The organism is Cryobacterium adonitolivorans (genome assembly GCF_004402695.1).
Lineage (GTDB): Bacteria > Actinomycetota > Actinomycetes > Actinomycetales > Microbacteriaceae > Cryobacterium > Cryobacterium adonitolivorans.
Window position 1 is genome coordinate 1 of the sequence record NZ_SOFL01000020.1, and the last position, 14,025, is coordinate 14,025.

The 14,025-nt window shown below is 62.4% G+C and carries 12 protein-coding genes; 10 read left to right on the top strand and 2 right to left on the bottom strand.

What is annotated here, in order from left to right; all coding sequences use genetic code 11:
* Nucleotides 1-158: 158 nt before the first annotated feature.
* Nucleotides 159-2,591: a heavy metal translocating P-type ATPase gene (locus E3O42_RS05985; protein WP_134453069.1), complete on the bottom strand. Its 2,433-nt coding sequence runs from the start codon at nucleotides 2,589-2,591 to the stop codon at nucleotides 159-161.
* Nucleotides 2,592-3,030: 439 nt separating this feature from the next.
* On the opposite strand from E3O42_RS05985, the gene lnt reads away from it, so the two are divergent.
* Nucleotides 3,031-4,527, top strand: coding sequence for an apolipoprotein N-acyltransferase (gene lnt / locus E3O42_RS05990; protein ID WP_255454965.1), 1,497 nt, complete (start codon nucleotides 3,031-3,033; stop codon nucleotides 4,525-4,527).
* A gap of 253 nt (nucleotides 4,528-4,780) precedes the next feature.
* Here lnt and E3O42_RS05995 read toward each other — a convergent pair whose 3' ends face one another.
* A complete protein-coding gene (locus E3O42_RS05995; protein WP_134453070.1) occupies nucleotides 4,781-5,104 on the bottom strand; it encodes a metal-sensitive transcriptional regulator in 324 nt (107 codons plus the stop codon).
* Between the two features lie 327 nt (nucleotides 5,105-5,431).
* Between E3O42_RS05995 and E3O42_RS18465 the strand changes: the two genes are divergently transcribed.
* From E3O42_RS18465 to E3O42_RS18930, 9 genes are all read left to right on the top strand, one after another.
* Entirely contained in the window at nucleotides 5,432-5,653 is a 222-nt protein-coding gene (locus E3O42_RS18465) for a heavy-metal-associated domain-containing protein (protein WP_255454966.1), read from the top strand.
* Nucleotides 5,650-7,947 carry a heavy metal translocating P-type ATPase gene (locus E3O42_RS06005; protein ID WP_134453072.1) on the top strand — a complete coding sequence of 766 codons (2,298 nt, stop codon included), beginning with the start codon at nucleotides 5,650-5,652 and terminating at the stop codon, nucleotides 7,945-7,947. The genes E3O42_RS18465 and E3O42_RS06005 overlap by 4 nt, the downstream gene beginning before the upstream one ends.
* A gap of 84 nt (nucleotides 7,948-8,031) precedes the next feature.
* Nucleotides 8,032-8,511, top strand: coding sequence for a hypothetical protein (locus E3O42_RS06010; protein ID WP_134453073.1), 480 nt, complete (start codon nucleotides 8,032-8,034; stop codon nucleotides 8,509-8,511).
* Nucleotides 8,512-8,603: 92 nt separating this feature from the next.
* Nucleotides 8,604-9,215: a DUF305 domain-containing protein gene (locus E3O42_RS06015; protein WP_134453074.1), complete on the top strand. Its 612-nt coding sequence runs from the start codon at nucleotides 8,604-8,606 to the stop codon at nucleotides 9,213-9,215.
* Nucleotides 9,216-9,345: 130 nt separating this feature from the next.
* The gene (locus E3O42_RS06020) at nucleotides 9,346-10,188 is read left to right on the top strand and encodes a M23 family metallopeptidase (protein ID WP_134453075.1); all 843 of its coding nucleotides are present in this window, start codon (nucleotides 9,346-9,348) and stop codon (nucleotides 10,186-10,188) included.
* Nucleotides 10,189-10,253: 65 nt separating this feature from the next.
* Entirely contained in the window at nucleotides 10,254-11,486 is a 1,233-nt protein-coding gene (locus tag E3O42_RS06025) for a M23 family metallopeptidase (protein ID WP_134453076.1), read from the top strand.
* Nucleotide 11,487: 1 nt separating this feature from the next.
* Nucleotides 11,488-12,435, top strand: coding sequence for a F510_1955 family glycosylhydrolase (locus E3O42_RS06030; protein WP_338144929.1), 948 nt, complete (start codon nucleotides 11,488-11,490; stop codon nucleotides 12,433-12,435).
* Nucleotides 12,436-12,478: 43 nt separating this feature from the next.
* Nucleotides 12,479-13,405, top strand: a complete 927-nt coding sequence (lgt, locus tag E3O42_RS06035) for a prolipoprotein diacylglyceryl transferase (RefSeq protein ID WP_134453078.1) — start codon at nucleotides 12,479-12,481, stop codon at nucleotides 13,403-13,405.
* A 203-nt stretch (nucleotides 13,406-13,608) separates the two neighbouring features.
* Nucleotides 13,609-13,953 carry a recombinase family protein gene (locus E3O42_RS18930; protein WP_134453079.1) on the top strand — a complete coding sequence of 115 codons (345 nt, stop codon included), beginning with the start codon at nucleotides 13,609-13,611 and terminating at the stop codon, nucleotides 13,951-13,953.
* The last annotated feature ends 72 nt before the right edge of the window (nucleotides 13,954-14,025 follow it).

Sequence of the window (14,025 nt, forward strand, 5' to 3'; positions counted from 1 at the left end):
AGCGGCAACTCGTCGTCGACCACCAACACTCGCGGCCGCGGCCCCGCAGTAGTTTGTGGCCCGAAGGCGGTTGACATCATGCTCTCATTGTCCCTCCGCGTTCACCCCGTGCCGGTCTCCGAGCCCATATCCCCAGTCAATCTTTGTCAAAAGCCTGACTAATGGGTTTCGCTCACCACTGGTTGTGTCGTCCTTGCCGTTTGGGTGTCAGCCGAGTCAGGCAGGTGCAGCCTCTTCAACAGCAGCGCATTGACCGCGACGATGACGCTTGAGCCTGACATGGAGATCGCCGCGATCTCGGGACTGAGCTTGATTCCGAACCCGGGGTAGAAAATACCCGCTGCGATCGGGAGTGCGATGACGTTGTAACCGATAGCCCACCCGAGGTTCTGACGCATCTTGCGAACCGTGCCTTTGCCGATGCGCAGGGCGATGGGCACGTCGAGCGGATCGGAGCGCATGAGGACCACGTCCGCGGTCTCGATCGCGACGTCTGTCCCCGCTCCAATAGCGATTCCTAGGTCAGCTTGAGCCAACGCGGGAGCGTCGTTGACTCCGTCGCCAACCATGGCAACTCGTCTCCCGGCCTGCTGGAGCGCGGCGATTTTTGCTGACTTCTCCTCGGGCAAGACGTCGGCGATGACCGTGTCAATCTCAAGCAGGGTCGCGATTCGGTTCGCAGTTGCCGCGTTGTCGCCGGTAAGCATCACGACCTCGATCCCTGCATCGTGAAGCGCTGCGACTGCGGCGGCGGCGGTCTCACGAACGGCATCGGCGAGGGCGATGACCCCCACTGCCTGGCCGTCAACAGCAATCAAAACAGCCGTGCGACCCGTCGCCGCCAACTCGTCGCGTTGCGGGATGACCGGCCCTGCGTCTACCCCCTGGTCGAGGAGCAGCTTGCGGTTGCCCACGAGCACCCTGCGGCCGTCCACGGTGGCGCCGGCACCGTGCCCTGGAACGTTCCGGAAGTCCGACGCTTTCAAGGCCGGGACGTTTCTAGTGGTTGCGTAGTCAACGACTGCCCCGGCAAGGGGGTGTTCAGATTCTCGCTCGACGGCGGCGACGAGGGCCAGGAGTGTTTTCTCGTCATAGCCGACGGTGAGGAAGTCTGTGACCTCCGGCTGCCCCTTGGTGAGGGTGCCGGTCTTGTCCATGACAACGGTGTCGATTCGGGCCGCGGTTTCCAAGGCAGTGGCGTTCTTGAACAGAACTCCTCGCTTCGCGCCGAGCCCGGTGCCGACCATGATGGCCGTTGGCGTGGCCAACCCGAGCGCATCCGGGCATGTGATGACAACAACGGTAATGGCGAAGAGGATGGCGGTTGGGAGGCTGGCTCCCGTGAAGAGCCATGCCGCCAGGGTCAGTCCGCCACCGATGAGGGCAACCAGAACGAGCCAGAACGCGGCTCGGTCGGCCAAGCGTTGACCGGGTGCCTTCGAATTCTGGGCTTCCTGAACCAGAGCCACAATCTGGGCCAAGGCGGTATCTGCGCCGACCTTCGTTGCCCGAACTCGGAGCGTGCCCGTGGTGTTGACCGTTGCGCCGATGACGGCGGATCCAACCGATTTTGCGACCGGAAGACTCTCGCCCGTCACCATGGACTCATCAATGTCAGAGTCGCCCTCCTCCACGACTCCGTCAGTCGGGATCTTCGCACCCGGCCGCACCATCATGAGGTCACCGGGCAGAACCTCCGCGGTGGGCAATTCGATCGCCTCGCCATCTCGAAGAACGACAGCCATGGACGGAGCGAGTTCCAACAGGGTTCGGATAGCGTCGTTCGCGCCACCGCGGGCCCGCATCTCGAACCAATGGCCCAGTAGAACGAAGCTGGCCAACACCGTGGCCGCTTCGTAGAAGACATCGCCGCCGCCGGTCAAGGTGACTATCACGCTGTATAGCCACCCGGCGCCGACGCCCACCGCTACGAGCACCATCATGTCCAACGTCCGAGCTCGCAGCGCCCTGAACGCGCCATCGAAGAAGATCCAGGCCGCGTAGAAGATTACCGGGAGGGACAGCAGCAACGAGAACACGTCATCTCGGAGGCCGAAGGGCGCGGGTAGGGCGAAGCCGATCACGTCCCGCCCGATTGGCGACCAGAGAATGATCGGTATTGACAGAACCGCCGCTACTAAGAACCTGTTGCGCATGTCACGCACCATGGCGTCCATCGACATCCCTGCGTGAGCTCCGCCGTGGCCCATGGTCTCCTGGGCAGTCCTGGCGGAGTGCCCCTTGTGCGTCATCGACGCGTCATGCCCCTCATTCGCCATCGACGCGTCATGACTCATCTCCATCGGCTGAGACTCGTTGTCCGACCCCTTGGGGGTTTCTTGGGGGTCGCAAATGTGGTCGGGAACCGAACGACCCGCGCAATGATAGCCACAGTCCTGTACCCAACGGGTCAGATCAGCTATGGAAGTTTGCCCAGGGTCAAAAGTGACGAGCGCCGTTTGAGCGATCGGGTTCGCCTCAACCCGAATGACCCCGGGGCGATGGCTGAGCATGGATTCGGCGACGGCCTTGGACGACGCCCACTGGACGCCCCCCACTTCCATGACTGCAGATACCTCTTCGATGCTCATGAACAGTTCCTTCCTTCAACATTTGCGGGATCACGATTGCCTCCCTCCACACCGACGCTATACCCCCCCTGGGTATTTGTCTACGGACAGGCGTTCTGTTTGCTGAACTTGCCAACAGTCCGGACCCAGGTTGGGTACTCTAGGGGGGTATGTGCCTATGGTCCTCGCTCTCGTGTCGACTGATGGCCGCCGCGTTGCCAATGCAGCTGGAAGGAAAGTTAGAGTTGCCAAGTTTTTCCGACACATGCCCCGACAACCGCAACGGTGCTCCCGTCACCGGCACTCGGGTCCGACCTGGCCCGGACGCCCGGGTGGGACATCTTTGTTAATCCAAACGGAGGAGACTGCCGCTGAACTAAAAACTCGGGGAACGCTTGGTTTCGGGCGCGAACGGCCGCCACTCTGGTTTTCCGTCGCGCTGGCGGCGAGTGGCGGCGTAGTGAATGCCATGGCGTTCCCCGGTCTGGGCTGGTGGCCGCTAGTCCTTATTGGCACTCCCCTCATTCTCGGATCTGTTCTTGGTCGCCGGCTCGGCGGGGCGTTGCTGGTAGGCCTTGTCGGAGGAGGAGTCTTCTGGGGAACCCAAATTTTTTGGCTCACCGTCTATCTCGGCCCGGTACCCTGGCTTGCCCTCGCCGGTCTTGAGGCTGTGTTTTTCGCAGCGGGGTGCGCGCTCATCGCGATGGCCTGGCGATTCACCGATCGCGCGTTTCCTGGGGCCTGTGGGCGGCTCGGACTTACACCGATTGTCATCGCCGGATTGTGGACTCTGCGGGAGTTTGTCACGAGCAACTGGCCATACGGCGGTTTCTCCTGGGGCCGGCTGGCCTTCAGCCAGTCGGAAAGCCCCTTCGGCGACTTAGTGGCGTGGGTGGGAATATCCGGGCTTTCCTTCGTGCTCGCCTGGGTCGGCGCATTGTTCGTCCAAGTCGTGCGCGGTCCAACCATCAGAAGGCGGGCAGCCCTCAGCGCCGCGCCGATTGGCCTAATCACAGTGCTCCTCCTCGTGCCGCCCGTTCCTATCGTCGAGTCGGGGACCATGCGAGTCGCGGCCGTTCAAGGCAACTCGGACGCCGGATTGTTTGCGGAGTACGCGCCGGGTGAGATTCTTGACAACCATGTTGCAGCCACCGAGCCTCTCTACGGACAGGACGTCGACGTAGTTGTGTGGCCGGAGAACGCTGCCGATCTCGATCCGCTCACCGTCGGACAGTCCGCGGCGACGCTCGACCTGGTGACCAGACGAATGAACGCTCCGCTGGTCACCGGAACCATCACTTCCTCACGCGACGACGTTTTCAACAGCCTGCTGCTCTGGAAACCCGGCGTTGGAGCTATCGATCAGTACGACAAGATTCACCCGGTGCCATTTGCCGAGTACATCCCAGACCGAGACTTTTGGTACCCCCTTGCACCGGACTTGCTCTCGCTAATCCCCCGTGACTACACGGTCGGCACGCGAGATAACGTACTTGACATAGATGATGTGAAGGCAGGGGTGGCAATCTGTTTCGACATCGTCGATGACAACCTCATCCGCCAGATGATCGTCGGCGGAGCTCAGATCATCCTGGCCCCATCCAACAATGCGGATTTCGGCGACAGCGACGAGAGTGTCCAGCAACTTGCCATCGCCCGCCTGCGTGCCATCGAATACGGACGCAGCGTTGTGAACATTTCGACGGTGGGTACCTCGGCCATCATCGCCCCGGACGGGAGCACAATCGACCGCTTGCCTACATTCGAACCCGGTTCAATGGTTCAAGATGTCCCTCTAAGCACAACCACAACACCGGCCACGCTTATCGGCGCAGGAGTCGAACTGACACTTTCAAGCCTCGGACTGGCAGGCCTGCTCCTCGCCATAGGCATCACCCTAGGTGGCACTGGTCGCGCGGAAAGCGACCGGATTCGACGTTTCCGCCGACGCAGGTAATTCGTTGTAGGTGAAGCGGTGCCGCGGGCTACTGTGACCGTCGCGGTTAGGGATTATCGAAATCAGCCGTCGGTGATGTTCGGAGGAATATGTAAAGAGCCGACTTGGCTACTGGACCACGAGCAGCGCTGCTCCCGCCCGAGGGATGGTGCCGGCCGTCGTTCGTTAAATTCTTTTAGAGCGTCGTTGCGCTATCTCCACAGCACGGTTGGCGCAAATATTGCGGCCGCGATGCCCGCGGGGCAGCATGCGGCTAGGAGCGAACCAACCGGGCGATGGCGACAGACGCTTCCTTCATCTGGAGGTCCCCTTCGTCGCCGCCGGCTTCCACGGCGGCGACCACGCAATGATTGAGGTGCTCGTCGAGCAAACCCAAGGCCACCGAATGCAACGCGCTCGTCATGGCCGAGATCTGCGTCAAAATATCGATGCAATATTTTTCGTTCGCGACCATCCCCTGGAGGCCGCGAGCCTGCCCTTCGATGCGTCGCAGTCGGTTGAGGTATTCGTCTTTGTTGGAGATGTATCCGTGGGTGGCGGTCGGCGCGGGAGCGGCCAGATTCCGTGAATCGGTCATGAGGATGTCACCCTTCTTTCATGGCCCTCCATCCAAATCCGGAGCGGCCGAACCGTGCAATTCGTCCCGTCAGCGGCTTCCGGGGGCGGGTTTCCCCATACTAGCGGGCTGATCGTGATTGACTTTATACCCTAAGGGGGTATAACTTTCATTGTACCCCCCCGGGGTAAAGAGGGCGGAAATTAGCCGTCTGAAACGAAAGGAACCACAATGTGCACTGAAATGAAGAATGACCTCGGCCTTACGGACTCATCGTGCTCGTGCAGTGCTCATGCGGGCTCGCCTGCAGCTGAGTCCGATGTACGGATCGCTGGGACGCACTCGAGCATGACAGACACGTTCCAGGTGGCAGGGATGACTTGTTCTCACTGCGTTGCAAGCGTGACCGCGGAAGTGGGCAGGGTAGCGGGAGCTGAGGGGGTCGATGTTGAGCTTGTTCCTGGCGGCCTCTCGCGGGTCACCGTGTCGAGCAGTAGCCCGGTCGACCGCGCCGCAGTTGCCGCGGCGATCGATGAGGCTGGCTATGAAATGATCGTCGAGACCCGATGAGCGGCGTGCAGGTCGATCTTGTCGTTGGCGGAATGACCTGCACTTCGTGTGCGGCGCGGATCGAGAAAAAGCTCAATCGGATGACGGGTGTCGAGGCCACCGTCAATTACGCGACTGAGAAGGCGAGCGTGTTCATTCCGGACGGGACGTCCGTTGAGGATGCGATCGCAACCATCGAGGCAACAGGATATACAGCCGTTCTCCCCCGTCCCGTGAGCCCCTCGCCTGACGGGGCCGGGGTGCCCACCGAGGCCGAAAAGGAAGTTGAAAGTCTTCGCCAGCGACTTGTGATCTCTGCGGTGTTGGCCGCACCGGTCGTGGCCTTGTCCATGATCGCTCCACTCCAGTTCTCCAACTGGCAGTGGCTTGCTCTTTCGCTCGCCGGTCCCGTAGCGATCTGGGGCGCCTGGCCCTTCCACCGCGCTGCCTGGGTCAACTTGCGGCACGGCGCAGCGACCATGGACACCTTGATCAGTATGGGAGTGCTCGCGGCACTCGGGTGGTCGCTATACGCCCTGTTCTTCGGCACCGCGGGAATGACCGGAATGACAATGAGCTTCAGCCTCGCCACAGAACCCGGCGGCGGCGCGCACGAAATCTACCTTGAAGTAGCGTCGGCTGTCACGGTCTTCATCCTTGCCGGCCGATACTTCGAAGCACGCGCGAAGAAGCAATCCGGCGCTGCGCTCCGTGCCTTACTCGAGCTGGGCGCGAAAGAAGCAACACTGCTGCGTGACGGCGTCGAAACAACTGTGCCCACGTCATCTCTAATTGTCGGAGACCGTTTCGTGGTGCGGCCCGGCGAAAAAATCGCCACGGACGGCACCGTCGTCGAGGGCAACTCGGCGGTTGATGCGAGCATGCTCACCGGCGAGTCCGTTCCCGTGGAGGTTGGCCCGGACGATGCCGTGGTCGGCGCTACTTTGAACTCCGGTGGGCGCCTCGTCATCCAGGCAACCCGTATCGGGGCCGACACACAGCTGGCCCAGCTAGGGCGCCTGGTCGAACAGGCCCAGACCGGCAAAGCGGAAGTGCAACGACTCGCTGATCGAGTATCCGCCATTTTTGTGCCGATCGTGATTGCCCTCGCCCTCGGCACCCTCGTTGTCTGGCTTCTGATCGGAGCCGGCCCCGTGGTCGCATTCACGGCAGCGGTAGCGACACTGATCATCGCCTGCCCCTGTGCGCTTGGGTTGGCCACGCCAACGGCTCTGCTCGTCGGGACCGGTCGGGGCGCTCAACTGGGCATCCTTATCAAGGGACCGCAGATTCTCGAGTCGACCCGACGAGTCGACACCATCGTTTTGGACAAGACCGGCACTGTCACAACGGGGCAGATGACCCTCGTTGCTGTCCACCCAAATGAAAACGTCACCGACGAGGAACTCCTCGTTTTCGCCGGCGCTGCAGAGTCGGGATCAGAACACCCGATCGCCAAGTCGATCGTGACCGGAGCGAGAGCGCGTCTGCTGACCCTTCCGACGCCGGAGTCATTTTCGTCCACGGATGGTCTCGGCGTGCAGGCCATTGTGGACGGACGAGTCGTGCTAGTGGGACGCCCCAGCTGGCTCAGTGAGAACTGGTCCATTGAGCTACCCAGCGAGCTCAAGCTCGCCTTGTCCTCCTGCGAGTCGCGGGGACAGACTGCTGTAGCCGTCGCCTGGGATGGGCAGGCGCAGGGCATCCTGGCTGTATCTGACGTTGTCAAGGACTCCAGTGCCGCCGCGATCAAGGAATTTCGTCGCCTGGGTTTGCGGCCCGTGCTCCTCACTGGTGACAACGAGACCGTGGCTCGCGTCGTAGGTACAGAACTCGGAATCATTGATGTTCGCGCAGGTGTCCTCCCGGCCGAGAAAGCCGAAGTCATCCGGGCGCTCCAGCTAGAAGGGCGCGTAGTAGCCATGGTCGGCGACGGAGTGAACGACGCCGTGGCGTTGGCCACCGCCGACCTTGGCATCGCCATGGGCACCGGAACCGACGTCGCCATCGAGGCCAGCGATCTGACCCTGATACGAAGCGACTTGGTCGCCGCCGCCGACGCCATCCGGCTTTCTCGGCGCACTCTGTCAACTATCAAGGCCAACCTCTTCTGGGCATTCGCGTACAACGTGGCCGCGATCCCTCTTGCCATGCTGGGCCTGCTCAATCCGCTGATCGCCGGTGCCGCCATGGCACTGTCGTCGGTCTTCGTCGTCAGCAATAGCCTGCGACTGCGCGGCTTTCGCGGGCTCAACTTACGGGAGACACAGACGATCTCCCCCAGCCTGAAGGCTCGCCCGGTCGAGATCAGCTGACCTGCACCCCGGCATTCCCAGCTGAAATTTGTCGAGTGCCGATACGGTAGCAGGGTATCTATTTTTCGGCCGACTGGAGGTGACATGAACTCGCAGAGTATTGCTGCTTCTGGTCGTCGCCGAAAGCCCGTTTACTCCAACGTGTTCACGGCCGCTCTGGTGTTGGCAGCCATGCTGTTGAGCCTGCTCGCCATGCACTCCATGATCGGCAGTCACGGCTCAATCTCACATACTGCCGACGCTGCCGCCCATGAAACCGCCCCACCTGCCGCCGGAGAAGCTACGGCTCTCATAACCGCCGGAGCTGTGGCCGCGGTCATTCCACTAATTGCGCATACCGAAGTCGGACTCCTCGGCTGCGCCGACTGCATGCTCGTCTGTGCAGTGTGGGCGATGACCTGCGCCCTGCTACTCGTCCTGGCCGCGCTAATCGTGCTCGCGCGCTACCCGGCAACGTATCGGCGCCTCCTCGACGCGGGCGGGCGGATCGTCGCAGATTTCCGGGGCCCTGCACTTCATCTTTTCCGGCCGAGCTTGGTCGTTCTGTCCATCAGTCGCACCTAAAACCGGCATTGGCCATCGCGTCACTTGACGCCGGCCCTCATGACGCCGTATGGCGAACCGGTTTCTCACGCCCGACTCTGAATGGATTAACAATGCCCAAGCCACGTACCTACCTCCTTACTGCCGCGGCCATCGCAGCCGCACTCACTCTCAGCGCCTGCTCCGGCGGAACCACCGATACCGGTTCATCCGCCGCCCCCAGCTCCCCCGATTCCTCCGCCTCCTCGGTCGATTTCGCTGACGCGGACATCGAGTTCGCCCAGATGATGATCCCCCATCACGAACAGGCCGTTGAAATGAGCGACGACCTCCTTGCGAAGGACGGCATCGACCAGCGCATCGTGGATCTGGCCACCGAGATCAAGGCCGCCCAGGAGCCAGAAATCAAACAGCTCGAATCCTGGCTGACCGCATGGGGCATAGATGACACCAGCTCCAGCGAGATGGACATGTCCGAGATGGATCACGGCACGGACGGCATGATGTCCGACGACGAAATGAACGCCCTCAAGTCGGCGTCGTCAGAGGACGCCGGGAAGCTCTTCCTCGAACAGATGACCGTTCACCACGAGGGCGCCATTGCGATGGCTCAGACCGAGATCGACGAGGGTCAAAACCCGGACGCGGTGGACATGGCCACAAACATCGTGGACAGCCAAACCGCCGAGCTTGATGTCATGAACGACATCCTCGCCACTCTCTAGAACCCCTCCACCCTGATCGAGGCCGCGCATCGCGGCCCCGATCCGCGGCGCGCCCAACCCGGACACCATCTCCTCGCCTCCCTGAGGCACCGATGGAGCGCGCCATTGTGATCGCAAGGACCATCTCTTCATGACCGCATCACCTGATCTCTCCCGCAAACAATTGCGCCTGGCCGAGAAACACCCGCACCGCCGCCGCCGAGCACAACGGCCTTTTCCAGCGACCCGTCGACCGGCCCGCCGCATGAAAGTCACCCTCCGGAAACAGCTATCTTCCGGGGTCGCTTTAGCGTTCGCTGCCCTCCTCGCGGTCAGCGTTTCGGTCCCAGCCCTCGCCGTGAACCCCTACGCGCAGACCCTCGCTGCGCCCACCGAGCGATCCGATATGGGAGTACAAAGCTTGACGGCGTCCGGAAACGAAACCATCACCGTTGCCCAGGACACTTACACGTCCCAAGCCATCCAGGAGACTCTGCGGACTAAGGACTCGCTCCCGGGCGTCTACTCCCAGACCGCCAATACCTACGTGAACTATCTCGGCTCCGCCATTCAATGGCCCTTCCTTGTCGGAGTCCCCATCACCACTGACTTTGGCCCTCGGATTCCACCGTGCGACGGGTGCTCCAGCTTCCATAAAGGCATCGATATGAACCCGGGCGTGAATACTCCAATCCAAGCTGTCGCGAATGGCGTCGTGAGAGAAGTCTCCAGCACTGACAAAAGCGGACTGGGTGTGTACGCGATCATCGACCACATGATCGATGGGCAACTCGTCAGTAGCCTGTACGCCCACATGACGGAAGGCACCCTGGCACTTGCCGTCGGAGACCCCGTCCTCGTCGGCCAGCTGGTGGGAAACGTCGGAAATACCGGCCAGAGCACCGGGCCACACCTTCACTTCGAAATTCTTCTCGACGGGGTCACCCCGATCGACCCGTACGACTGGCTAACAGAAAAAGTGAGCACACAATGACGAGCCCTCAGCGAGAGCAACGCCGCCCGCCGCGCCGGAACCTCAAAGCCCTCTGGGCCGCGGCCGTGGTCCTCACTTTGGTGTCAGGTGCGGGCTGGGCAGCCCCACCGGCAGAAGCAGCCGAGTATCCGTCCTGGTCCGATGTTGAAAACGCGAGAGCGAACGAAACGTCCAAACAGGACCAAATCAGCACACTCAACACCCTCATATCCGGCCTGACAGCCGAAGTCGCCGCCGCGCAGGAAGAGTCCACACGCCGCAGCGCCGATTTCGAACAGGCCCAGGGCGCCTTCGACGAGGCCACCTACCGCGCCTCAACGTTGCAAGCCCAGGCTGACGAGGCCGGCGCGCAGGCCGCACTTTCCAGCGAACAAGCCGGCCGGCTCGCGGCAGGGCTCGCCCGTAGTGGGGGCCCCAACCTTTCTACGGCCATCCTCCTAGCAGGAGACAAGACAGATGCTCTGCTGTATCAACTGGGCGCCATGAGCAAACTCACGGAACGTTCCGCCGCGGTCTACGATCAGGCCGCATCAGACCGAAATTCCGCGACCGCCCTGACCGACCAGGCGAAAGTGGCACAAAAAGAGCTCGGCACCTTGGCCAAGCAAGCCGAGACCGCCCTCACCAAAGCAATCGCCGCCAGCACCGCAGTGGAAGTCGCACTCGCCGAGCAGCAAGCAAACGCGAGCACCATGCAAGCCCAACTCGCCGTCCTCACCGAGGGACGCGCCGCCACAGAAGCCGACTTTGCCAAAGGCGAGGAAGCCCGACGCGCTTCCGAGGCTGCGGCCGCAGCCGCCGCGGCTACAGCCGCAGCCGCCGCTAAAGCATCCACGGGCAGTTCGGGAGGGTCGAGCGGGTCAGGGTCAGACTCCGGTCAGCTCAGCGGCCAAGGCTGGGCATTGCCCGTCTCCGGATGGAATAGCTCCCCCTTCGGTCCGCGTCCCAATAGACCCGTCGCCGGAGTGGGCGCGTTCCACTACGGCACAGACCTCGCCGCCGGATGTGGCGTCCCGGTCAAGGCCGCAACAGGGGGCACAGTCATCTACTCCGGGTACCTCGGTAGTTACGGCAATTGGGTACTGATCGATCACGGCAATGGTGTTCAGACCGGGTACGCGCACAACAGCGAAATTCTGGTCAGCAACGGCCAACAGGTGTCCGCCGGGCAGACCATTTCGTTGGTCGGGACCACCGGAGCGTCCTCCGGCTGCCACCTGCACTTCGAGACTCGAGTTGATGGAGCCCGCATCGATCCAGAGTCTTTCATGAGCGCACGAGGCATCACCCTTGGCTAGGATGCGCCGGTCCCATTTGGTCGGTACGATACTGATCGCTGCGGGAGCAGCCGCTGCCCTTGCCGGCTGCTCCACGGCCGAAGAGTCATCGAGTCCGTCGAATCCGGGTATCGCGTTTGAGCACATTCATGGGCTTGGCGCTGACCCCGGGAGCGGAAACACGTACGTGGCAACCCACCACGGCGTGTGGTTAATCCCGACAGGTGGTTTGCCGGATACCTATCTCACCGGTGCGGCCCAGCCCGCTGACACAGAGCTGACCCAGATCGGTGGCCGCGCCCCAGATGCCATGGGGTTTACGGTTTCCCCCTCAGGGCTGCTCTACATGTCTGGCCACCCGGACCCAGCAGAACAATCTGCCTCCAAGGCACCAAACCTCGGGTTGGTGTCCAGCAGCGACCAGGCACAAACGTGGGACGCTGTATCTCTGGGCGGACAGACGGATTTTCATGACCTCGACACCGTGACTCTGCCCACCGGCGAACTCCGCATCTACGGGTATGACGCGCAGCAAGGTGCCTTGTCAATCAGCGACGACAGCGGTTTCACCTGGGCCAAGGGGGCGACCGCACCGATCCGGGACCTGACAGCTGACCCGTCTGATCCCGATCGGGTCATCGCGACAACAGCGGACGGCCTCATAGAGAGTGCCGACGGTGGCCGTACCTTCGGCGCCGTTTCCGACGCCCCCGTCCTGCTGCTGGTGGACATCTTCGATGAAAGTGCCGGGGGCGAGCTTGTTGGCGTCGACCCCGCCGGTGCGCTGTGGCGACAGGATGAAACGGGCCTGTGGACGCAGACCGGCGAGGCACAGGGTGCACCCGAAGCCCTCAGCGCCGTCGGCGGCAGCTCACCCTGGATCCTGGTCGCCGACCAGCGCGGGATCAGCGCCTCCCCGGACTTCGGTGCCACGTGGACATCAGTTCTCGGCGACGCCGCCAACCCATGACACCCTCACACACTTCGAGAATCCAAGAAACGACAACGAGCCCATGAACGTTCCCGCCAGCATCCCCAGCCCCGACATCAGTTCCATCCAACTGGGACCCTTCCAGATCCACTTCTACGCCCTCTTCATACTCGCCGGGATAGCCGCGGCCGTAATCCTCACCTCCCGGCGGCTCACAGCGCGGGGCGGGACGCCCGGCACGGTGCTCGACATTGCCCTCTGGGCTGTGCCCTTCGGCATCATCGGCGGCCGGCTGTATCACGTGGTCACCCACCCCACCGACTACTTCTTCCCCGGCGCTGACCTCTGGAAGACGCTCTACGTGTGGGAAGGAGGCCTGGCCATCTTCGGCGCCATCCTGTTCGGCAGTCTCGGCGCCTACATCGCCTGCCGCCGGGCAGGACTGCGCTTCCTGTCCTTCGCCGACGCCCTGGCCCCGGGGATGTTGTTGGCCCAAGCGTTCGGACGGCTCGGAAACTACTTCAACCAAGAGCTCTTCGGCACTCCGACGACCCTCCCCTGGGGTCTGCAAATAGACCCAACACAGCCCGCGTTTCCCACCGGCTTGCCCGAGGGCACCCTATTTCATCCCCTGTTTCTCTATGAGATTCTGTGGAATCTGCTCGGGGTGGCCATCATCCTGCTCGCCGAACGGCGTTTCAGCCTCCGGTGGGGACGAGCGCTGGGTCTCTACCTCGTCATCTACGGGATGGGCCGCACCTGGTTCGAGTCATTTCGACTCGACCCCACCGAGTTCGAACTCGGCGGGTTCAAGATCAACATGCTCATCGCCACCCTCGTCGCCATTGCAGGGATCATTCTGATCATCGTGCAATCCCGGCGCCATCCCGAACCGGAGACCGATCCCACTCGGCCGGCCACGCAGGGCGGAGGAGAGTCACCATCCGAAGCTGAAGCGGTGCCGGCTCACGCCCACGCACCCGTCCCCCATATTCAGAAGGACTCGTGATGCGCGGGCGGGCAGCCCGCAGCGCCGCCGAGCGAGTTGTGTAGCGATGACCGTCATCGGTTACGCGCGTGTTGTAACGCGCAAGCAGAGTGTTGATGAGAGAGATCGCGTTGACCGCGGCTGGCGCCGAGCGCGTGTACGTGGACCACGGCGAGTCGAGGAATAAGGCTTCGCTGCCGCAGTTCTCGGCCTGCCTGGACTGATTGCGGGCCGGTGACCTTGTGTTGGTTTGCCAGCTGAGCCAGTTGGATCGGTCGGGTTGTGACGATCGGTTGATTGCGCTGCTTCATGAGTTGAGCGAACGCGGCATCGGTCTTCGTTCGTTAGCGGAACCGGCGATCGATACGACCGGCCCCTCGGGCCGGGCCTTTTTTGACATCATTCCCGTGTTTGCTCAGTTGTGTGTCGAGGCGATCCAGGTGCACAGGCGCTATGCGCGAAGGGCCGCAACGATTGACACGATCGCGACCACTCGGCGTCGACACCGTGACCGTGCAACGCGCGCTCCTGGGCAACCCGGATGGACAGCGGACGTTGGGGCGCGATGAGCGTTGACGTCGGCCAGCGGGCTCGCGGGGCGTCTGGCGTCATCTCACGTAAGAGACCAGGCCGATCATTCC